Origin of the sequence: Natronobacterium texcoconense, assembly GCF_900104065.1 — an archaeon.
Taxonomy (GTDB): Archaea; Halobacteriota; Halobacteria; order Halobacteriales; family Natrialbaceae; genus Natronobacterium; species Natronobacterium texcoconense.
Window position 1 is genome coordinate 696603 of record NZ_FNLC01000001.1, and the last position, 19979, is coordinate 716581.

Sequence of the window (19979 nt, forward strand, 5' to 3'; positions counted from 1 at the left end):
TACCTGTGTGGACAGACTACGCTTCATTTGGGACGATCGGTGAAATAGATCACACCAAGATAATTCTTGGACTACATCTCATCGAACTCTTCGAGTTTGTCGAGCACACCCGCCTCTTCTAGCTCCGCCAGCCGCTCAATGACTCGTTCTTTCGTCTCTGCGTTCGACTGAGCTTCAAGGCTGTTTGGACGGCCACACTGTCTGCACTCGGTGTGTTGGCCTTCGTTCGCTGCTCCACAGAAGGTGCACTCCCAGTTCTCGTCTGGGTCTTCTGTCGTGTCGAGCCCGTACTCCTTGCGGATCGCCTGGTTGACGTCGTCGTTGTTCAGGTGGACGTAGACCTTCGCCCGGCTGGAACCGGGGACCCATCCCGCGAACTTGTTGAGCTGTTCGTAGCCCATGAAGGTCGCGACCTCCGTTAAGCGAGTATGCCGAAGGTTGTACGGTCTTCTCTTGCTTTCGGGAATATCGGCGCGTTCACAGGCATCCTTGAAACGGTTGAGGAAGCCGTTGTAGTTCATCCTGTCTCGAAGATCGGGTGTGTATTCGCACTGGTCGTCGTGGAACCGAGGTATCTTGCCACAGCCCCGGCATTTCTGCTGTTCACGTTTCACCCAGAGCGGTGCTGAAGGGTCGTCGATGTTACCCACTTCGCCGCCGAGTGGATGTTGAGCGATCCATTCCCGGAGTGTCCGTCCCGACCGGACGAGTTGGTTGTTCCGATCTGGCGTTCCCTTCGATCCTTCGAGGAAGATGAAGTCGCCTTTCCCGTTGCTCGTGAAATCGCTGATACTACACTCGAGGAGTTCACCGGGTCGGGCGGCAGACTCGTAGAGAACGCTGGTGAAGGCACGGTCACGTGTATTGGAGAAGTTCCGGAACAAGCGTTGGCGTTCGTCTTCGGTGAAGAGGTCGTCCCGTGTGATCGGTGTCGCCTTCTTCTTGGTCACGGTGAAGAAGTCGACCTTGTCCGGGTGCTCGTGGCCGCCGTTCTCGACCTTGTAGAACTTCTTGATCGTGCCCTTGAACTTGTGTTTGGTCGCTTCAGCGTAATCACTTCTGTTGAGATCAGCAAGAACCTGCTTGAGTTCGTCTTCAGACGCGCCTTGCAGCCGGAACCCGTCGGGCGTGAACCGCTTCAGCAGAGTTTTGAAAGACTGGATCTGGCGTTCTTGCTGGACGTCACTGATACCCTCCGCTGCCTGATGGTTGATAAACCGGCGTACTGCTTTTGCGTTCTCCGAGTGGACCTCGTTTTCGAGATTTTGAAGGCTGCGTTGTACGTCGACGTGTTTGGTGGTGGACATAGCGTTGTTTCACGTGTGGAGTCAGAAGGAGAGTGGGGAGACACACTGCTTCCGTTGGGTGTACTGAAGACCCAACGGTCGCCTCAACAGACCTCAGTAATCAGTGGGGTTCGTTTGCCCCTCATGACGGTTGGACCCCACTACACGGTTTGTGTACCGGGCGTCCGGCCCAAGCTCTAAACTATTGAGAGCGCTTCTTTCAAGTTCTCCTCGACTCTCCTTCTTTCGTTTGAGTTTTTCAAAGAAAACCTAGCCAGTATTCTTTATAAGCAATCTAGATACTGCAACACAACAGTACGGTTGAACGGATGAAAATCAGGGGTCTATCCGAGCATCTGGCTTTCCACTTCTTCGGTAGTTACTGGGTCAGAGTTTTCGCGGAACTGGTCAAAGTGTTCGTTGTTTTCTGTTATTAGAAGCCGGTTTTCGTTATTCCCGTAGAGCACCGCTTTTTTGCCTGTTTTGTGCGCATGGATCATTCCAGCTTTGAGCGCGGTTTCGAACTCGGCGTCTAATGGTTGGTTGTTTTCTATTCTTTGCAGATGTGTTTGCTGTAGCGGATCGCTGACTTCGATGTCTGTCGAGTTTACGTCAGGTATTCGGGTCGTAGAGTATAGTGCTATGGTGCCGGCTTGTTTTTTCCGGCTGTAGTTCGCCATTTCATCTACCTCCCCTACTTCATGGTCAGCTGGTGCGTAGTACCTGTCGCCTCGTCCCGCGTCCGGCGCGTTTGCCGGTTCTGTTACTGCGCCACCACCCGGATCATAATTAATCCATTGACCTGTGTTGCGTTCGAAGTATAGTGCATTGCCGTGCCCGCTCCCGCCAACATATCCACCTTCCAGATCAATCTCCCGGTCGTGTTCGTACCGGTTCTCACCTTCAGGAATGTCGTTAATGTGTCTATCTACGAGTGTTATTCCGGTCGCAGTTTTCTGATCCATGGTTCCGGAGATACCTGATCTGCCATCGTTTTGGTGGCTGAAGTGCATACTGTAGGCCACTCCAGTATCGTTCTTAATGTCCTCCAAATCGCCGACATCCAAGTCTTCAAATCGGTTGGTTTGCCATTCGTCCTCTTCGTGCGAGTACAGATATCCTAGGTCGACAGGATCAAATTCCGGATGGAAATCAACCTCATCGTTCCTGACCGTCTCCCTGACGATTTCATCGATCGTCTCGTTCCTGATATGCTGGTCTCGTAGCTCCTGATATTCTTCTTCCGTGAACTCCACGTTGTCAAAACTGAACGGCGTCTCGTAGTCGTCGAAGTTTTGTCCGTCAACTATGATTTGCGCCCGGTAGGTTTCTGGTACTTCTTTCACGATGGATCTCGCTTCGTCCGCTACTGTTTCACCGTCTTTCTCTGCTTTCACCGTCCCTTCCTGTCTGCCGTCCAGTATCTGATTACAGGCGACCTCATACGTGCCTAACTCCGATCCAAGTTCTACTGTTCGGGAGTCGTACTCGTTCTCCAGATGCAGTTCAAGGCTGTCGACTTCATCGACAGGTTCACCGTCCTCGTACAGTTCTAGATCTTCTAACTGGAAGTATTCTAGATCGTCTTCGTTCATCTGGCCAAGACTATTGGTAGAAAGATCAGAGAGATCGATTGTTGAGTCTGAAAGCGAGAAGTCGAGTTCGTAGTCAGGACTGGTTTCCTCGTCGTTGTAGCCGTTGTCCCTGGTTTCTGCGGTTTCGTCTTCGAGTAACTCGTTACATCCGGCGAGTAGTGCTGTTGCGGTTGCTGCGACGAACGCTCTACGGTTTTTCCTTCTGTCCACCCTCGACCACTTAGTGTTGTGATTGGAAAGTAACGTTATAATTGTTGGTGATAGTGAAGGACAGAGGATTCAATTCGGTCAACTTCCTTGGTGACTAAACCAGCTATTCCCAGTCGGAGAGTGTCGTCGTTTCGCTACCAGTGATCTTCGAGTGAAGATACGAAAGTTGCTTCCGTAGCTCAGCTATTTTCTCCCGATTCGTTCCCCAATTGGCGTGAAACCACACCCGGTAGCAATGAAACGGAGTACCATTCCAGTCTGCCGAGAAGGTTAGAATCTCGTGCTGAAGTGAACGCGTCTTCCCGTTGAAATGCGCCTTGAGTTCTTGATACACCGGTTCGAGGAAACAAATGACATGGTAGTGGTCCTGATCGAGTAATTCCAGTTGTTCGAGGAAATGTTGTACATCGTCGGGAGTCGGCTCGATCTCCTGGGAGTCTGCGCCAACGCGCTCGACTAGATCAGTCATATACGCACCCTCGAGGCCGCTATCAACGACGATATCTCGGAATTGGTCGTTCCTGTGTGTGGGGTCGGTCGAATGGAAGTTCTCAAAGCTCGCAGGCATGTGTGTCGATGGATTTAGCGATAACAATACAATCGACGGTCGTACCTGTTCTTTGCGGTTGCGAACGAACTCGAACAGTTCTTCGGGGTCTTCTTCGATACAGCCGTCTTCTGGAAACGTGGGGCTCCAGAGGGCCCAACTCGCTGTCGGATACCCCTCTTTCAAACGCTGTAACGTCTGATCGTCCATGATATACGTTAACTGATTTTCGCCGATGAAACTATCTCTGAGCTGCAGCATGTGGAGAACCAGCGCCAACAGACCGTGATTGGCAAACGGGACGGCGACTTCGGTATAGTCCGCCCACTTACTTCTTCGTAAGAGCCTTTGAACAAGTGATCCACGTATGAGCCGGCTGTCCCGCCGCTCGTATAGACCCCAAACTCTCCGAAAATCGTTATAGAGTCACCTCGGATTTTATGTCAACAACCTCGTGAAGTGTGGCCAAGGAGCCAGCTATGGAACCGGTACCCAGCCAGACGTGGTCGTACAGGGGGGCGCGAGAGATCCTCGAAGAGAAGGGAGTTCTCGAAGAGCTTCCGATCATTGCGGAAGCATACGACGAATACGGCGGTGGCAATCAAAATCTCGCGGACCGGCGTGAGTTGTTGCAGCCGATCGACTGGGAACAGGAAGTCACCGTCCGATTCGAAGCTCCAAACACGAACGAAACTATCTCACGCCGAGCCAATTTTGATGCGTACAAATCGGGTGTCTTGCTCGAACACGAACGCGGTGAACAGATGCGAGCGAACTGGCACCTGATGAAAATGGAAGCTACGTATCGGGATCCTCGTGGCTTTGCTGCTGGCGACGACGTTAGCGCAGGCGTTCTCCTGATTCCCGACTACGTCAATTTCCCTACCCTCGATCGCACGAAAAACGATGTCCAAGCCGTTCTGGGAAACTATTTCGGATTCTCGATTCCCCTGTTCGTGTGGGAGTATCCTACAGGAGATTGAACGACGATGGCCAAACAGCATTCGATCGGAATTGACTGGTGTAACGACACCTGGCTTGCAGTCGTCTATCAGAACGGCGAATACGAAGATGTGCTGATGGCAGACGACGTTGTCGACGTGTACCGGACGTACGAGAATTCCGTCCAACGGATCCTCATCGATGTCCCGATCGGACTGTTCCAAGAAGGCGACCGTGAGGGTGATGAGGAACTCGTGCGCCAGTGTGACAAACTGGCGAGACAGGTATTGGGATCACGCCACAGTTCCGTCTTTAACCCACCTGCCCGCGAAGCCGCTGAAGAAGCTGTAGCCGAGGAACCACACGAGAAAGTGACCAGGACGAACAAACGAATCACAGGAAAGGGGTTACAGCAGCAAGCCTACCATATTGCCAAAGGAGTCTTCGAGGTCGATAAGTTACTCCAGGATGATCAGAGTCCATCTGTCGATGGAATTGACGATACGATTGCGGAGGCACATCCCGAGGTTTGTTTTAGAGCGTTGGCGGGAGAAGAACTCAAACACTCCAAGAAGTTGGTGTCCGGATTCGTCGAGCGATTAGAGGCGATGAGAGAAGTCGAGAACGAATCGGAGCAGACCTTCTACGAGGTCTGCAACGACATCTCCGCGAAGGAAGACACAGACGTCGAGATCGACGATGTCCTAGACGCGATGGTGTTAGCTATCACCGCCGCTGCTGATGAGGCTGAACTACTCCGGCTACCCAGCGGGAATCCACCATCCGACTCTACAGGCCTCCCTATGGAGATGGTCTATCGAGCGAGAGAACCGTTACTGGAAGACCAGAAGTAGATGTGACCGCTAAGCCTGAACGGCACTCGGCCCCCTCTAACGGCCGCTGGACTTCGTGAGTATATCAGAAATCGGCTCCCACTCTAAACACTCAGGCTTGCCAAATTCTGAATGGGTACTACTCAGCGTGGCACGGGTATTCCTATTCGGATCGGCATACTCATCGGCGGACCACTGACTCTGGTGACTCGCGCAACTGCGCACGTATCGGATACGCACTTCGTTCCAGCGACTCCATACTCATCACCGGAACCAAGGTCCGACGAGTATGCACACCTCCTTTCTCGTATCCCCAGATAGCAAGCGAGTTACCAGAGTCCCTATTCCGATATGCCGAAGTCCCCGAACTCCCACGCTAATGAGGGTCCGCGCCCCGCGTTCCTGCCGAAGTCGCCGAATTGGCTTGGATATCGTCCCTCGGGTGAGTTCTCGGCGCGAGCGCCCAGGCCGTCCGTAGATCGAGCTGTACAGGTCCCTCTCGGAGGGCCACGATCGCCACCCTTCTTTGCATATCACCGGTTCAGAGTTCACCCGCCAGGTCGCTTGCACGATTCGTTTCAGATGGAGGCGACGATCAACCCCGGTTCGATGCGCCCTGTTCGGAGCGGCTGCGACGGACGATAGGTCTCAGGCCTTGAAGTGAACCAACGACTGCTGTTCGCTTCGCGAGGTCGTGAGCGTCTCGAGCTGGCGCTTCATTCGGAGATAGTGATAGGCCTGCTCGCGCCAGGTGTTTCGTCGGTCTTCGAGCCGGGTCCGGAGTTCATAGGCCGTCGAATCGGCCGAATCGAGGGCGGTCACCACGCGTGGACACTGAAGTACACGTGGCGTGACGCCGAACCCGTGCAGGCGGTGGTTCTCCGGAAGCTCGTCCCGGACCTGATGGATGATCTGGGCCACGGTCGAAGTGTTCTGTCGACGAGCGAGCGATCCGATCCCGACGTATCGTGTGAGTAACCCCTCCGACCGTAACTCGTCGAGATGCGTCAGATACTGCGCTGGCGACCAGCCCTGCAGGACTGCGACGGGTTCACCAGTCAGGCCCGAATCATCGAATGTATCGAGAAGTCGGCGGTGGTGGCGAGTCGTTCGCTGCTGGTGATCACGGACCGTTCGATCGTGTGTTCGAAGGACTGCCGGACTACAGGGGTAGTCTCGGAGGGCGAACAGCTCGGGGTCGTGGGTTCTGAGATAGGCGAGGTACTCTCGGTCCGAGGTCTGGTACGCTTCGCCAGTGAGTAGTTGGCTGTACCCGCCGGAGTCGACGAAGAGGTTCTCGATCGTGTCGAACGGGGTGTTGTTCGCGGTCGCGTAGTTGAGTAACACGTTCGGCTCTTCCAGCTTCTGTAGCGCTTTTCGCGCACTCCCGGAGGCGCACCCAAAGAAGAATCTGAAATCGGTGTTTTCCACGGCCGATCACCACGGCCTAGTGAACGCCGTATCCTCGATCCGCCAATTCGATGGCGACCGAGCCGCGAGCTCGACTTCGTAGAGTTTGACCTGGACGAGGGCATCGGTGAAACACGAGACCGGTGTGGAATCTGCTGCCCCTATCTTTTGATAGTTCCCGTCACGTATCCTGACCGTTGTTTCGCCCATCGTATCACCATGACACACGGACTGGTGCTAATCAATGAAGTGACTATCTCCAGGCCGTGTTTCACTTGCAGCAGTAGCCGGAGGAAATGCCATCCAGTGTGGCCAATCAATGTGGGACGATCCAAGCAACCAATAAGGTTGGTTCTGAGCGAATCCGGGCCTTTCGACACTTGAGTACTACATTACTCTCGGAGGAAGTACAACGCTGTAGAGTTCCAAGAGCGCCTTCGCTGGTTCTACTGTGCATTCCCGATACGAAAATTGGAATGCGACTATTCTGAAGCCACAGACGGATGGAATAAATTGCTATTGGATTCCCAACTGAATTCATGAACGCGCCCCAACGCTTCCAAGATCTCCTCGACAAATGCCTGGCCATTCTCCTCAAAGGTCAACGGCCATCCGAAGAGAAGCCGTTTGTAGCCCTCGTCCGGCAGTAAGCGATCTTCCGTCAGCACCGTCTCGATTTCCTCTGGATCTTTGTGCGTATTGCTAATACCCCACGAATTCCACATTGAGTATAACGTTAAATCATGTTCTTCTGCCACTGCCGCAAACTCCTGATTCGAGTTGAGAAGGGCTTCACGATGCTCTTCGTTCTTATTTGGGCGAAGATGGGCACCAACGTAAACTGTCTGTTCGAAGAAATTCAGGTATACGCCTGGGTATGCCGATGAAGTTCCGCGTTCTTCCGGGAAATCGTCATACTCGGATGGAACGAATGGCACCATAATATCTTGAGGGACCAGCGGATGGTAGGACTTTGATAGCGAACTGAGTGACTTCCTCCCGCCCCAGTGAAAGATCTCCTTTCGGCCGGAAGAGTAGCGGGACAACCCGATTTCTGGTGCCAGGCGTTCCAAGTCTTGGATTAAACTGATGATTTGATCCTGTTGCCGCTGGATCCGTTCGATTTCGTCCTCTTCGAAGTGGAGGAGTTCGGTAAATTGTGAGCCGTACCCCTCCGCTTCGAGGGCCCGACGAATTTGCTTCGCGAGTGGTTCGTGTTGGGGTTTGATGTCGTTTGTGTCTATCTCATCAAGTCGAGCAAGGAGATCGTTCCAACTCAACCACTCGACCCGTACCTCGACGCTTTCTTGGCTGAGTTTTTCCCTTGTCTCTTCGACAATTTCAGGCTCATTGACGTCATCGGTTATGACGATGAGTATGCGGGCTCCTCGCTTTGCAACGCGGTCGAGCTCGACCGCTTCCTGATACAACTGCGATTCCCCGAACCCTGCTTTCTTCTTGGATTCGTAGCCCACTAGCAACTCATTCAAGTCCTCGAATACCCAGTCTAATTCCCTCTCGGATCGAGACTGCAACTTTGTCTGTGCTGCAACGAGTTCTGTCTCCCCGCTGAACCGTTTACCGCCCAATTCTGGTTCGTGGAGTGTGTTCAGAAGCTCGGGGCCGTATTCTAAGGATTCGGTGAGAATCCCAGCCACCAAATCGTTCTGTGCGACCTCACTTCCCTCGATAGAGCGGAGATACCGTGGCATGCCAGCCATACCTGTTCAAATCATAGTACATTCGTATAAATCACCACTTTCAATTCTGCCGTCAGCACAATTAGGTTGCACAACGATGGTAGGCGGCTATTCGGGGAGTGAGCTGGTCTCGCTGAAGTCCTGAAACAGGTGAAACGTGATCTGATCACGTGGGATATCGCGTTCCGCTATCCGTTGTCGTAGCCCTTTTTTGACGATTTCGGTTCGGCAGATGATCCAGACAGCGATGTCGTTCTCAAGGTGCTTTTCCACGTGCTCCAGTTCCCGTGGTTTGTTTTCCATCGCGACCTCGACTGCCAGGCCTGTATTTCCCATGCTGACGTAGACGTCCGCATCATCACGTTCAAGCTCGGCCGTCCAGCCTGCCTCTTCGAACCGGTCTTTGATTCGGTGTTGCCAGTAGCGATGGACGATGCCGCCTCGCCCCTCGAATCCGGGATCGACGTCGAGATTGTCTTCGACGTACTCCTGCCCGTGCTGGGTGAGCTCCAGTAACTTCCGTTGGTCCCCACCTTTGACCTTTCTCTCGATAACGAGCCCGTGGTCAACGAGCTCGTTCTTCAACTTGTTCCCCTTGTACCGACTCGGGAACTGCTGGTATCGCCCGAGCAACGGCTTGAACGGGTATTCAACCACGTCTTTGAGGAGGCGTTCAGCATCTCTCGACACTTCCTCTTCACCGTGACCGTCGCTGGACCCCGTCTTGGCCCGCTCTCCTTTCTGGCCAGCACTGAGTATGTGGTCTAACCGGGGTGCGATTTCACGCGGTTCGCAGGAGAGTTGCTGCCACGCTTCGCGTTGGTACTTCTCCAGTTCCTGATCGGTGATCGTCTTCTCCACACTGTAATTCCGGAGGTGTACTGGCACTGGATCTCTATTCCCAACCTGAACGATCGCCTCCCCAACCTCGAGCCGTTGTGCGAACGCTTGCTGGCGGTCGGACAGCGCCATCGACTCCGCAATCGCACGAAACTGTTTCTGGTCGCTGGTCGGCAGCAACACCTTGGTATCGGTGTTGGCCTTGATCGAGTCGGTGAGTTTCGACGCTTCCTGATCCGCGACGACGAGCCCTTCACCGAACTCTCGCATCTTCGCGGTCAGTTGATCGATTTCAGGGATACCCGCGGCGTCCTGGCGTTCCTTGTAGACGGAGAACACCTGTTTTCCCTCGTCGAGAAAGAAGACGTGCTCGAGACCAGTGTCTCGCTGGTTCTGTGCCAACCGGTACTCGTAGACGGACGCAAAGAGGATCTCCATCAGGAAGTTCTGGAGGTCTCGGCTGAGCCCGTCGAACTCGAACACGATGTTCCGATCGAGCAGCGTGTCCAGGGACGGGCCGTGGCTACAGTCGAAGACCGTTCCGGCAACGAGGTTCATCGCTTCCAGTCGGTTGAGGACGGTGTCACGGTAGTTCGACGTCTTCCGGACGTAGTTGATGTTCTCGTCCCACATCAGGAGTTCGAGCTCGTGGAGGCTCGGATACGGTGGCGAGCGGTCGTTGAACAGATCGTAGAGCTTGTAGAGGTTGACTACGTGCTTCAGCAGGTAGTTCTTGGAACCGGACAGTAAGGCCGTCGCGTGGCCGAAGATTTCGGCGAAGACCTGTGCCCAGCGTAGCAGCGGGACTCCATCTGGTGGCTTCAACGGATTGAACTTCAGCTCCGACCACGGCAACACCAGGAGATCGTCGTACTCGTGGATGAGATGGCGGTAGTCCTGTTTCAGGTCGAAACTCCAGAACGGGGCCTCGAGTTGGGACATCAGATTGTAGAACAGTGTGGTCTTTCCTGATCCCGACTGTCCGACTGCGAGAAGGTGCTTGGTGAGGTCATCGGGACCGATGCCAACGAGCCGGTTCCGCGGTGTTTCACCAAGGTGAACCGATCCGCAGTGAGCGTCGTCAGGGAATGGATAGTGCTGCTGTTCCGCCGCCTTCGCTGCGAAAATCGTGAGCGCATCGTATATGATCGACCGACTACTGGAAACCATTGCTGCCTTGAGCAACTGATCGATCTGGGGGTCAGTGATCTCGAGATCGTCGGCGAGTCGCAGGAGGCGTTCTACCCGTGGATGGTCCCGTGTTCGTCGCACAGGGGCTGTTCCGATGCCGAGACTCGGGTATCTGTGGGTAGGGGGTGGTTCGGATGGAGCAGCCCCCGCGGGCTACCCGTTTCCTCCCCACCGCTGTTGGCAGTAGCTGGCTAGGACTCCTGCATGCTGTAATCGGCTCGTGTGGACCGGTCAGGCGTCGACCTCGTGGACGTCCAGCAGCTCACGGATGGACTCGGTTTCGTCTTCCCAGTATTCTTCCTCCTCGGGATCGTCGGATTCGAGCAACTGGGTTGCACGGTTCGTGACCGCATTCTCCCCAAGAATTTCTGGGTGTGGGATACCGTCTCCGTACTCGAGGAGTCCGGCGGCCCGTTCGTAGGCATCATCCAGGGCATACTCCGGGATGTCTTCCTCGGTCAGATGAGTGAGTGCGTAGCTCGCGGCGTTGTACGTCTCGTACAGGGTTGGTGCATCGGTATCCTCGACTTCCTCGTGAAGTGCGGTCAGGAGATCCGGGGTTGGGTTCTCGAGTAGTTCGTCGATTCCGAGATCGTAGAGCACGAGCAATGCCTCGTCTAAGTTCATGAGTTCGCGTTCCTGGGCATCTGCCAGGCGTTGTTCGACCGTATCGACACCATCCACCATCGAGTCGACGGCGTGGTACGCCAACTGTGGCTGGAACGGTTCGCCGTGGGTCTGCTCAAAGCTGTGCTCGGCGACGAACGCGGTCATTCCGTTGCTACAGACGAGGCGTTCGGCTCCGATATCGTACTTGACGCCGTGGTATCCCGAGTGGCCGGACCGGGCGTGGAGCTGTAACTCGATCTGGTCGCCTTCTCGAGGCTCTATCGATTGCTCCAGGCCAACTTTGGCGCTCATCTTGTGCCGTGTCTCGGAGAGCGAAACGTGGCCCTCCGGATTGAGATCGTGTTGCTCGACGCCGTGGCCGATCGCCTCGAGGATGTCGCCGTACTGGATTACGTTATAGAAGTCGGTGCTGCTGGAAACCTCGCCTGCAAGTTGGGGGTCGTCTTCGTCGGTCCAGAGACTGTCTCGCCAGGGAACTGGTTCCCATGCATCTAAATCACCGTGGTAAGCATACACTTGATGACGTTGGACATCCGGTAATCGTTCAGCAGTTTGGTAGAGACCGTTCAAATCGTTGAACTGGTAATGTTCGTCTTGAATCTTGTATCACCCTTACTGAACTCAAGGAGGAAGAATGAGTTGTACTCGAGGGGACACCGTATTTCGATTGTACAATTACCGGAACGAATCATATCTTTCTACTCGAAGCCCTTCTCCCGCGAACAGGTCTTCGAATTCATCTATATAGGGTTCTGCGCTCTCTGCGCCGTAGCTGAGTTTGAAAACTCCGCCCTGAAGCTGTGGGCGGTAGTCTATGAAAGCACGTTGAACTGGAGGTCTGACAGATTGTTCGAGTTGATCAACCCCCGGTTCGTCTACATCGATCCGGGCCTTGAAATGAGAGAAAAGCTCGTTAACAGCATTCTTAACATTCTCTTCGGAACCGTCCTCGAAGACTCCTAGAAGTGCATCGGTCGAGGGTTCTATCTTCGTCTTTTCAACTCTGCGAACATAGTCAAAAAACTCGTTCAATGCTTCTTCAGGTTCACTGCCTCTCTTACGAGTGAGATGATCACCATCTATCTCGATACTGTAACAGACCTCATATCCGTGCTCTTCCAATGCGTTGCCACCGGTCTGCAGATCCTGTATCATCTCCTCTGGAAAACCATGGTTGAGGGTATCAATGTCTCATCACCTAAGGAATGAGGTGCTCCCCTTGTTGAAAAGGAAATCTAGTGTGGAGTGACTATGTCCACCACACGCCGGGATCCTTAGTCATAAACGGGATCGGGAGGTACAGCTTGATACAGGATTCATCTGAATCAGAGGAATCAAAGTATTTGGCTGCCCATTTCGAGTTAATACGCTTTCCTTCGGGAAGATCGTTCCCTTGGTATTCCTCTGTGTGAAGCAACCATGTGTAGCCAAGTCTCCCGTTTTCTGCGGCCCATACTGCTATCCCGCCTTTTTTGGGCAATATCACTTCTTTCCCTCCTTTGTCTTCAATTTTGAATATCAGTGATGACCTCCTATTCTTATTATGGGTTTTGAGTTTGTCAATATCATTTGCGCTGTTGATGTCTGGTATCCATCTAAATGAAAACTTATCGAGTTCTTTTGCAGGAATCGTGTGATCCTTTGTAACTGAGGTCACGTCGTCCGGTGTAACCACGATGTTGTCTCCGTGAAACTGCTGATCCGATTCTTGGAGAACTGGATCAAAATCGGGGTTCACGGGGACTATCTTCACCTTTTGACCGTCGAAAGGGGTCCTGGAGGCTAGGTCTACAGTGTCTACGTTCGGTTTGATTTCCTCCCAATATCTTTCCTCAATTGATTCTCCTATTAGTGTGTCATATTTCTGTTTCTGGAGTTCTGGTACTCGGTGCAACCCATAGTCTATGGGATGGTACATTCGAAAATGGGGGTCATCCTTTAGATTTACTTCCACCACAGCTTGGTAAAACCGGTCTGGAAAGAACTCGTTCCATCGTTTGGGGACCTCGAAGTAGTTGTCTTGATGGACTTTATAATACCCTTCCACAGAAGATCCGTTTCTGGACTTTTCTCCCCGGATGTAGGCATACTCGTCTTCCTCCCTTAGTTCCAGGTGAATGGTATCCCCTGGATGTATATCGAGTATTTCAACCACTGAATGAAACTTGACTCTAAAGTAGACTTCGCCTTCCTTTTCCTTGTGATCCACTTCTGTGATCCGATGCTTGATCCAGCCTGATTTAATTTCTTCCATTAGTCTAACTTTTTTCTCTGGCTCGGGAGAATCATTTCTAACCATCTCCAAAATGATATATTGTTATCCGGGTCCTAAGATGGATTACCGATCGGATTCCAAAAACGGAATTCGATTCGGGACAAATCAGCTATGAGACCAATCGTGGAAGCGACAGTGGCAACGCTGTCACAGTTCGTTGCATCGACTCTGAACCCGACTCCAGCATTGTCGGTCTTCGAGGCCCTAGGTTGTGAGGTGGATGCGGAGTTTGAACCGTTATTCAACCTGATTGACTCCCTGATTACTCTGATTACGTTGGGAGGTCTCGCAGTCGCGGTGCTCTCGCTGACCGTCGCCGGCTTGGTCTACATGTTTGGAACAAGGGATCAGATCGTACGTGCGAAGAGGCGTGTGCGTGCGGTCTTGATCGGTCTCGTGATCATCCTGTCCGCGAACATGGTCGTGGTCTGGCTGGTCTCCCAGATCGGAGGGGCGTGCTGAAAAATGACAGTGAAGCGTGTTCCTCTCCAGGCCAATAACGGTCCTCCCCGGTGGGTGGAAGCGTTGTTTGATCCGTTCCGACGATTGGCCGAGGCGTTGATCGAGATGTTGGTGGCGGTGTTGACTTACACACCAGCGCTGTACAACGGTGTTCCTGTCGAGGAGGTTCACCGGTTGAGTTTGGTGGTTGCTGTCTTGCTTTCGATATTGGTGGTGGCAGCAGCTGGACTATACCTGGTAATAGGTGTAGAACTCATAGGGATTCCGTACGCGCAGGTTCGGTTAATCCTGCCACGTCTGATCCTCGCACTGGGGGCGGCAGCGGTTTCACTGCCGATTCTGGATTTGCTTATCCAGTTTTCGGAGGCGCTGGTGGAGGCGTTCCTGCCGAGGGATGAATTACAGGTTCAGCAGTTAGCAGGCCTGACAACCGGGCTCGTACTCGTCTGGGTGATCAATGCAGCAGCACTGCTCGCGTTAGTCCTTCTGTTCATGTTCCGAGCGGTCTACCTGATGTTTGTCGCGGCCATCAGCCCACTGGTGGCGTTAGCGTGGGCGTTCCCACACTCACGGAAATACGCTCAGTCGTTTATTGCATTGTGGTTTGTCGCCTTGGTGATTGCTCCGATCGACGTCCTGGTGCTCCGATTTAGCCTGGCGATGCTTCAGGCCGGTAATGGTTTGGATCTTGACCCGGTTGCTAACTGGGTCATCGGCGTCGCATCATTCACTCTGATGTTATGGATCCCTTACCAGTTGTACCAGGTTTCGATGGCAACAATCGGTGGCCGGTCAACCGGTATCGGCCGTGATCTGTCTTCCGGCGGATCCGGAGGCGAAGGCAGTGATGACGAGTGGGACGATGAAGATACCCGTGAACGGCGACGTGAAGACCGCGATCGGAGAAGGAGGCGATAAAAACCTATGAAGCAGAGAATGCCCGGAGACTTCGAGGAAGAGATCCGATTCTTCGGTCGGTTCACCTGGAAGGACCTGATTCGGATGGGTCTGCCACCGATAGTTGCTGCCCAGTCAGCCGGCCTCACGTCCACGGCAGGATCTATTGCGGTGCTATTCACCGGAGGGGTCGTCGGCGCTGCCTGGTACCTGTTCCGTCCAGGAGGACAGCCGGTAGACATCCACCTCTACCACTTGCTCCGATGGGTGATCACATGAAGAGACCTGTTCCACGGCCCCGTGTCAAGATGAATGACAAGGTGGCTGTCATCGATCGGGATGCGTTGCTCAGCGTGCTGAAGGTGTCACCGGTCAACCTAGATATGGCGACGGAAACCGATCAGAACGCGTTGCACCAGTTCTTCAGGGAACTTCTGGACAAGGTACCGTATCCCATCTACCTCTACTCGAGACAGTCTCCGACCGATCTCGGTCCGTATATAGAGCGGATTACCGGCGGTGAAGGCCACGAGAAACTCAGGAGTGAATACGTTGATCATCTGCGAAGCCTGTCGCAATCGGACCTAGTGGAGACGAGACATTTCATCGCTGTCCGGACCACCGACCAGTACGAATCCCCAGGAAAAGAGCTATATCGGAGAATCCGTGAAATCCGGTCTACGCTACAGGGATTCGATCTCGAGGTCGAGCAGGTGACAGGTAGAGATCTGTTCGAGTTCCTGAAACAGGAATTCAATCCTTCGCCCGTATCAACTCGGGAGTTCTGTACCACGTCGGACAGCGGGTTCAACACGTATCGGAAACTGCTGTACGTCGATGAGTACCCGAGGAGGATCGGCTTCGGCTGGCCGCGACACGTCCAACGTGTGGATGGACTCGTCGATATCGCCCAGGTGTTTGAGCCGGTCAGTATCGACACTGCAGTAGATAAACTACGGCGGCAGTCCCGGAAGCTGGACGCTGAAATCACTGCGTTCCAGCAACACGGACACAGGGGAACCAACCATTTGGAACGGTCGCTGAGTGACGTGGAGTGGTTTCTCGACCTGTTGGCGGATCAGGAGTGCCTACCGGTCAGGCACGGCTGCTACATCACGGTTCACGGGACTGACCGGGGCCAGGTCGAAGCGACATCGAGCCGCGTTGAGTCCCAGCTCCGGGCACTGGGGATCGAATACCAGGAGCCAATGTATCGCAACGATCACGCGTACTACACCGACTCCGTGTTCTACCGGGACCGGTTGGATGAGAAGCTGCTGATGCCAACGGTTTCAGCAGCTACAGGATTCCCGTTCAGTTCACAGCCCCTCGAGAACGATACAGGCGTGCTCTACGGAGTCGATGTCGAATCGAACTCGCCGGTAGTCGTGGACAGGTTCAGCTGGAGTTCACACTCGATGGCGGTGACGGGGACACTCGGTGCCGGCAAGAGCTACCTGGCCCAACTCGAGTTGCTGAGGTCGGTCCTCGCATACCCCGGACTTCGGATCGTCGTTGTCGATCCCAAGAAGGAATTCCGTCCCACGGTAGAGGCGATCGGCGGCGAATCCAGACTACTCAGAGGTGGGAAGGAGTACAGCTTCGATCGAGAAGTGCTCAATTTCGAGCCCAGTGAAAGAGGCGGGGTCAAGGATCCGGCGTTAGTCGAACTGGTGAAACAAATCTACTCCTCGGTATCGAAGGACAGGGAGAAGACGATCGTGCTGGTTGATGAGGCACACAACCTGTTGAAGGACGAAACAGGGCGTAGAATCCTCAACAAGTTCGTCCTGGAGGCTCGCGACATCAACACCGCTGTCCATCTCGTCTCGCAGAACGCCTCACACTTCACGGAGTATAGTGACGGCAGGGAAATCCTGGATCACACACCGGGGAAGCTGTTCTTCCGCCACGACAACATCGAGGACTCGATGATCGACTACTTCGGCCTGTCAGACCAGGAAATATGGCTTCTGGAACGTTTGAAGAGCGGTGAAGAAGCTGATCACGGTGAGGCACTGCTGAAGGTAGCTGGGAAGGTCGATGCCCGTATCAGGATCAGTTCGACACCCCGTGAACACCGGATAATCGAGACCGAACCGGAAACACACCAACAAGAGGAGGTGGTGACATGGGTCTCCTGAAACAATCTCACACGGAGGTTGACGGTGAGCAGGTTGAGATGTTGAGATCGCCGTCAAAACGGTTCTACGCTGTCGAAGTGAAGCCGCCGCGTCAAGGAGACATTCCCGAGACCGTCGAAGAGTTCCTTCGAGGCGTTCTCGAACTCCAGACCAGGTACCGCGTCAAGAACACGTCACCCACGATCGGTTACGAGATCTACCGGACAAGAACCGACCGGTTACAGGTCCAGTTCTGCGTCCCGACAAAACGGTTGGAACGGAAAGTCCGTACACATCTCTCGAACGTGATCCCCGGGATAGGGTTCGATACTGGGTTCAACGGGCTGCCGGTCCTCGGAGACGACTCGATTGGCGGAGCAATTCTTACGACAGGGCGAGACGACCAGTACCCGTTACGGACGGATTTTGATTCGCCGCCAATCGACAGTGTAGTGGGGGCGCTGCACCGCCACGCAATGAGGGACACCCGGTTCGTCATCCAGATTCTATTCAAGCCGGTGGCAGGTTTCTCAGTTGAGGACTGGTGGCGGAAACGTCGGGGCTATCGGACCGTCAGCCACCTCCGGAAAGAAACCGACCTGTATGACCGGTCAGCGACACCGCGTGAGCGAAAGCAAGCCGACCTAGTTGACCGGAAACTCGGTACACGGAGATACTGGACCTGTATCCGTTTCGCCGTGATCGGCGCAGGTGAATACACGCCCTCCCGTGTCAAGGAGGTAGCGGGAGCGTTCAACGTGTTTGAAAACCTAGGGAGCAGCCAGTATCTCGACATATACACGGTCCAGGGAAGACGGCAGAAACCGTTTCTCGGGTTCTGCAAAGCGATACGTGACCGAGCGTTCGGTGGTTACAGCCTCCGGTTCCAGACTTCCCTTCAGGAACTCGCCGGACTAGTCTCGGTCCCCAACCGGGAACAGAAGAACCTCCAAAGAGCAAGACCATGAACCCTGAAACCGTTAAGAACCGCATCAAAGGTACTGAAAACCGCCAAAGAACCTACCTCGGAACTCGGACGTCAATACTGGATGTCGAAGAAGACGTCACGCTCCGCGATACTGATCGGTTGACGCACGTCTTGACGACAGGTCCAACAGGATACGGGAAGAGCCAGGAACTGGTTCACGTCGCGTTGCAGGACGCCCACAAGGGGTACGGCTGCTGTATCATCAACCCGAAGGGCGACCTGATCGACGAGTTCATCGCGAAGCTCCCCGAGGAACGGTGGGACGATATCATCTACATCAATCCAGCACATCCAACCGTTCCCTCGATCAACGTCCTCGAACCCTATACGAATGGGCGGATGACCCTGGCACAGCAGGAAAACCAGAAGGAGATCATCGTCTCCGACCTCATCGACCTGTTCCGACGGCACAGCGAAAACTGGGGCGACCAGTTCGGACGGGTCCTCGAAACCCTCCTCCACGCCTACCTCGAGCTCAACATCAAAAACAGCGACTCGCATACACTGGTCGACGTCTACCGCAGCGTCATCAATCAGAATGCACTCACCGACCTGATTGACCAAGTCAGGGACCCGGTCGTTCGGGAGCAACTGGCCCGGGTCAAAGAGGACATGACGTCATACGAGATGGAGCCGTTACAGCGCCGGCTCAACGACTTCATGATGAACTCGGCGATCCGACGAGTGATCAATGCCAACGGCACGGGCATCAACTTCCAGGAAGCGGTAGACAGCCAGAAACTTATCCTGGTAGACGTCCAGAAAGGAGAGGTCGGAGCCACCGTCTCGGAACTCGTCGGCTCTATCATCACCAAGATATGGGCAGCTGTACAGAGCCGTGTCACCCAGCCTATAGATGAGCGGACACCGTTCTACCTGTTCGTCGACGAGGTACAGAACTACAGTGGTGAAGGAAGCAACTTTGCGAAGATCCTGTCCGAGGCACGGGAGTACCGGTTAGGCTGCTGGCTCGCCACCCAGTACCTCCACCAGTTGGAACGGAAAATGCAGAAAGCGGTCGTCAACAACATCAATACCAAGATCGCGTTCAACCCCGGCAGTTCAGAGGACCTGACCCGGATCGCGGGGATGCTCCAGGGAATTGACAAAGACGATCTGGCCGAGTTAGGACGGTTCAGGGCGGCCATTCAGACACCCGACAACGGAAACCGGGACAACGCCAGAATCATCGATACCTACCCACCGTGGGACGCCAACAGAGGTCACGTCGCCGACATCAAACACCGGAGCGGTACGTCAGCCACACAGGGGACCAGCCTTAGCCCATCTCTCGGCCCGGGAACGAACAGTGGCGGGGAAAAGCACCGGGAACTCCTTACGACCGCGAAACAGCGGCTCGAGGAACGCGGTCTCCGCGTCGATCTGCTCTATCAGGATGTAGGTACCGAGAAACCGGACGGCCACGTCCACCTACCGACCGGTGACGTTGTCAACCTCGAGGCCGAGCACACGACGCTGTCGAAACCCGCCAAAGTCCTCGAGAACCTTGAGCGGGCAGCCGAAGACGGCCGAGAGTGTATCTTCGTTGTCGAGGAAGGAAACGCCGATACGCTCAGGAACATCGTCGAGGATCCGGTGAACCGGAGCGGCGACCGATACCGGGACCAACACGGGAGCTACGATTTCTACACCGAGGACGGAGAACCATATACCCGGATCGAGAAACTGGAGGATGCCAACTACCGGACGCTCGAGGTCCAGGCCCGGGAAACCGAAACCGGACACGAGGAACTCCGGGAGAAAGATCGTAGAGTCCTCGAGTGTATCCGGGAGGGGAAGGACGACGTGCAGAAGATCACGGAAGCAACCTGCTTGGAGAACCACGAGGTCAACTACTGCTTCAGGAAACTCAAGGACCTTGACCTGGTAGAGATAGAAAAGCCCGAGGGAAAGGTCGAACGCGTGATTGACGGCCAGAAACGGGTGTTCCAAGCACCGAAGAAAGCTTCTCTCACCGAATTGGGGTACCGATCCCTCGTATAGAGGATAGACAGCAACCGTCATCTTGGATTCTCCGCGGCAAACTGGT

18 protein-coding genes are annotated in these 19979 nt (G+C 54.3%); 8 read left to right on the forward strand and 10 right to left on the reverse strand.

Annotation, left to right across the window (positions count from 1 at the left end; all coding sequences use genetic code 11):
* Nucleotides 1-71: 71 nt before the first annotated feature.
* From BLR35_RS03550 to BLR35_RS03560, 3 genes are all read right to left on the reverse strand, one after another.
* A complete protein-coding gene (locus BLR35_RS03550) occupies nucleotides 72-1307 on the reverse strand; it encodes a tyrosine-type recombinase/integrase (protein WP_090377464.1) in 1236 nt (411 codons plus the stop codon).
* Between the two features lie 323 nt (nucleotides 1308-1630).
* Nucleotides 1631-3091 carry a hypothetical protein gene (locus tag BLR35_RS03555; RefSeq protein WP_090377467.1) on the reverse strand — a complete coding sequence of 487 codons (1461 nt, stop codon included), beginning with the start codon at nucleotides 3089-3091 and terminating at the stop codon, nucleotides 1631-1633.
* A 103-nt stretch (nucleotides 3092-3194) separates the two neighbouring features.
* Nucleotides 3195-3848, reverse strand: coding sequence for a hypothetical protein (locus BLR35_RS03560; RefSeq protein WP_139169233.1), 654 nt, complete (start codon nucleotides 3846-3848; stop codon nucleotides 3195-3197).
* 269 nt (nucleotides 3849-4117) lie between these two features.
* Here BLR35_RS03560 and BLR35_RS03565 point away from each other — a divergent pair, with 269 nt between their 5' ends.
* Together BLR35_RS03565 and BLR35_RS03570 are read left to right on the forward strand one after the other, a co-directional pair.
* Nucleotides 4118-4621, forward strand: coding sequence for a hypothetical protein (locus BLR35_RS03565; RefSeq protein WP_090377474.1), 504 nt, complete (start codon nucleotides 4118-4120; stop codon nucleotides 4619-4621).
* Between the two features lie 6 nt (nucleotides 4622-4627).
* The gene (locus BLR35_RS03570) at nucleotides 4628-5434 is read left to right on the forward strand and encodes a DUF429 domain-containing protein (protein WP_090377478.1); all 807 of its coding nucleotides are present in this window, start codon (nucleotides 4628-4630) and stop codon (nucleotides 5432-5434) included.
* A 627-nt stretch (nucleotides 5435-6061) separates the two neighbouring features.
* Here the strand turns inward: BLR35_RS03570 and BLR35_RS03575 are convergent.
* From BLR35_RS03575 to BLR35_RS03600, 7 genes are all read right to left on the reverse strand, one after another.
* Nucleotides 6062-6760: a deazapurine DNA modification protein DpdA family protein gene (locus tag BLR35_RS03575; protein WP_139169234.1), complete on the reverse strand. Its 699-nt coding sequence runs from the start codon at nucleotides 6758-6760 to the stop codon at nucleotides 6062-6064.
* Nucleotides 6761-6850: 90 nt separating this feature from the next.
* Nucleotides 6851-7033, reverse strand: coding sequence for a hypothetical protein (locus BLR35_RS20180; protein WP_139169235.1), 183 nt, complete (start codon nucleotides 7031-7033; stop codon nucleotides 6851-6853).
* A 272-nt stretch (nucleotides 7034-7305) separates the two neighbouring features.
* Nucleotides 7306-8544, reverse strand: coding sequence for a hypothetical protein (locus tag BLR35_RS03580; RefSeq protein WP_090377484.1), 1239 nt, complete (start codon nucleotides 8542-8544; stop codon nucleotides 7306-7308).
* A gap of 87 nt (nucleotides 8545-8631) precedes the next feature.
* Complete coding sequence (locus tag BLR35_RS03585) at nucleotides 8632-10635, reverse strand: ATP-binding protein (protein ID WP_211704962.1); 2004 nt, start codon at nucleotides 10633-10635, stop codon at nucleotides 8632-8634.
* A gap of 150 nt (nucleotides 10636-10785) precedes the next feature.
* Entirely contained in the window at nucleotides 10786-11700 is a 915-nt protein-coding gene (locus BLR35_RS03590; RefSeq protein WP_090377487.1) for a DUF932 domain-containing protein, read from the reverse strand.
* A gap of 159 nt (nucleotides 11701-11859) precedes the next feature.
* Nucleotides 11860-12339, reverse strand: coding sequence for a hypothetical protein (locus BLR35_RS20185; protein WP_139169236.1), 480 nt, complete (start codon nucleotides 12337-12339; stop codon nucleotides 11860-11862).
* Nucleotides 12340-12433: 94 nt separating this feature from the next.
* Entirely contained in the window at nucleotides 12434-13438 is a 1005-nt protein-coding gene (locus tag BLR35_RS03600; protein WP_090377491.1) for a hypothetical protein, read from the reverse strand.
* A 132-nt stretch (nucleotides 13439-13570) separates the two neighbouring features.
* Between BLR35_RS03600 and BLR35_RS03605 the strand changes: the two genes are divergently transcribed.
* Genes BLR35_RS03605 through BLR35_RS03630 form a run of 6 tightly spaced genes read left to right on the forward strand, consistent with a single transcriptional unit; the run spans nucleotide 13571 to nucleotide 19933 of the window.
* Nucleotides 13571-13921 carry a pilin gene (locus BLR35_RS03605; protein WP_090377496.1) on the forward strand — a complete coding sequence of 117 codons (351 nt, stop codon included), beginning with the start codon at nucleotides 13571-13573 and terminating at the stop codon, nucleotides 13919-13921.
* Nucleotides 13922-13924: 3 nt separating this feature from the next.
* The gene (locus tag BLR35_RS03610; RefSeq protein WP_090377499.1) at nucleotides 13925-14839 is read left to right on the forward strand and encodes a TrbL/VirB6 family protein; all 915 of its coding nucleotides are present in this window, start codon (nucleotides 13925-13927) and stop codon (nucleotides 14837-14839) included.
* 6 nt (nucleotides 14840-14845) lie between these two features.
* Nucleotides 14846-15097: a hypothetical protein gene (locus BLR35_RS03615; RefSeq protein WP_090377502.1), complete on the forward strand. Its 252-nt coding sequence runs from the start codon at nucleotides 14846-14848 to the stop codon at nucleotides 15095-15097.
* A gap of 29 nt (nucleotides 15098-15126) precedes the next feature.
* Nucleotides 15127-16962 carry a VirB4 family type IV secretion system protein gene (locus tag BLR35_RS03620; protein WP_170830956.1) on the forward strand — a complete coding sequence of 612 codons (1836 nt, stop codon included), beginning with the start codon at nucleotides 15127-15129 and terminating at the stop codon, nucleotides 16960-16962.
* Nucleotides 16950-17909, forward strand: a complete 960-nt coding sequence (locus BLR35_RS03625; RefSeq protein ID WP_090377508.1) for a DUF8128 domain-containing protein — start codon at nucleotides 16950-16952, stop codon at nucleotides 17907-17909. The genes BLR35_RS03620 and BLR35_RS03625 overlap by 13 nt, the downstream gene beginning before the upstream one ends.
* Entirely contained in the window at nucleotides 17906-19933 is a 2028-nt protein-coding gene (locus tag BLR35_RS03630) for a type IV secretory system conjugative DNA transfer family protein (protein ID WP_090377511.1), read from the forward strand. The genes BLR35_RS03625 and BLR35_RS03630 overlap by 4 nt, the downstream gene beginning before the upstream one ends.
* Nucleotides 19934-19979 lie beyond the last annotated feature (46 nt).

Coding starts and splice junctions, on each gene's coding strand:
- BLR35_RS03550 (WP_090377464.1), bottom strand. CDS start 1,307: ATGTCCACCACCAAACACGTCGACGTACAACGCAGCCTTCAAAATCTC.
- BLR35_RS03560 (WP_139169233.1), bottom strand. CDS start 3,848: ATGGACGATCAGACGTTACAGCGTTTGAAAGAGGGGTATCCGACAGCG.
- BLR35_RS03565 (WP_090377474.1), top strand. CDS start 4,118: ATGGAACCGGTACCCAGCCAGACGTGGTCGTACAGGGGGGCGCGAGAG.
- BLR35_RS03570 (WP_090377478.1), top strand. CDS start 4,628: ATGGCCAAACAGCATTCGATCGGAATTGACTGGTGTAACGACACCTGG.
- BLR35_RS20180 (WP_139169235.1), bottom strand. CDS start 7,033: ATGGGCGAAACAACGGTCAGGATACGTGACGGGAACTATCAAAAGATA.
- BLR35_RS03580 (WP_090377484.1), bottom strand. CDS start 8,544: ATGGCTGGCATGCCACGGTATCTCCGCTCTATCGAGGGAAGTGAGGTC.
- BLR35_RS20185 (WP_139169236.1), bottom strand. CDS start 12,339: ATGATACAGGATCTGCAGACCGGTGGCAACGCATTGGAAGAGCACGGA.
- BLR35_RS03600 (WP_090377491.1), bottom strand. CDS start 13,438: ATGGAAGAAATTAAATCAGGCTGGATCAAGCATCGGATCACAGAAGTG.
- BLR35_RS03605 (WP_090377496.1), top strand. CDS start 13,571: ATGAGACCAATCGTGGAAGCGACAGTGGCAACGCTGTCACAGTTCGTT.
- BLR35_RS03610 (WP_090377499.1), top strand. CDS start 13,925: ATGACAGTGAAGCGTGTTCCTCTCCAGGCCAATAACGGTCCTCCCCGG.
- BLR35_RS03615 (WP_090377502.1), top strand. CDS start 14,846: ATGAAGCAGAGAATGCCCGGAGACTTCGAGGAAGAGATCCGATTCTTC.
- BLR35_RS03620 (WP_170830956.1), top strand. CDS start 15,127: ATGAATGACAAGGTGGCTGTCATCGATCGGGATGCGTTGCTCAGCGTG.
- BLR35_RS03625 (WP_090377508.1), top strand. CDS start 16,950: ATGGGTCTCCTGAAACAATCTCACACGGAGGTTGACGGTGAGCAGGTT.
- BLR35_RS03630 (WP_090377511.1), top strand. CDS start 17,906: ATGAACCCTGAAACCGTTAAGAACCGCATCAAAGGTACTGAAAACCGC.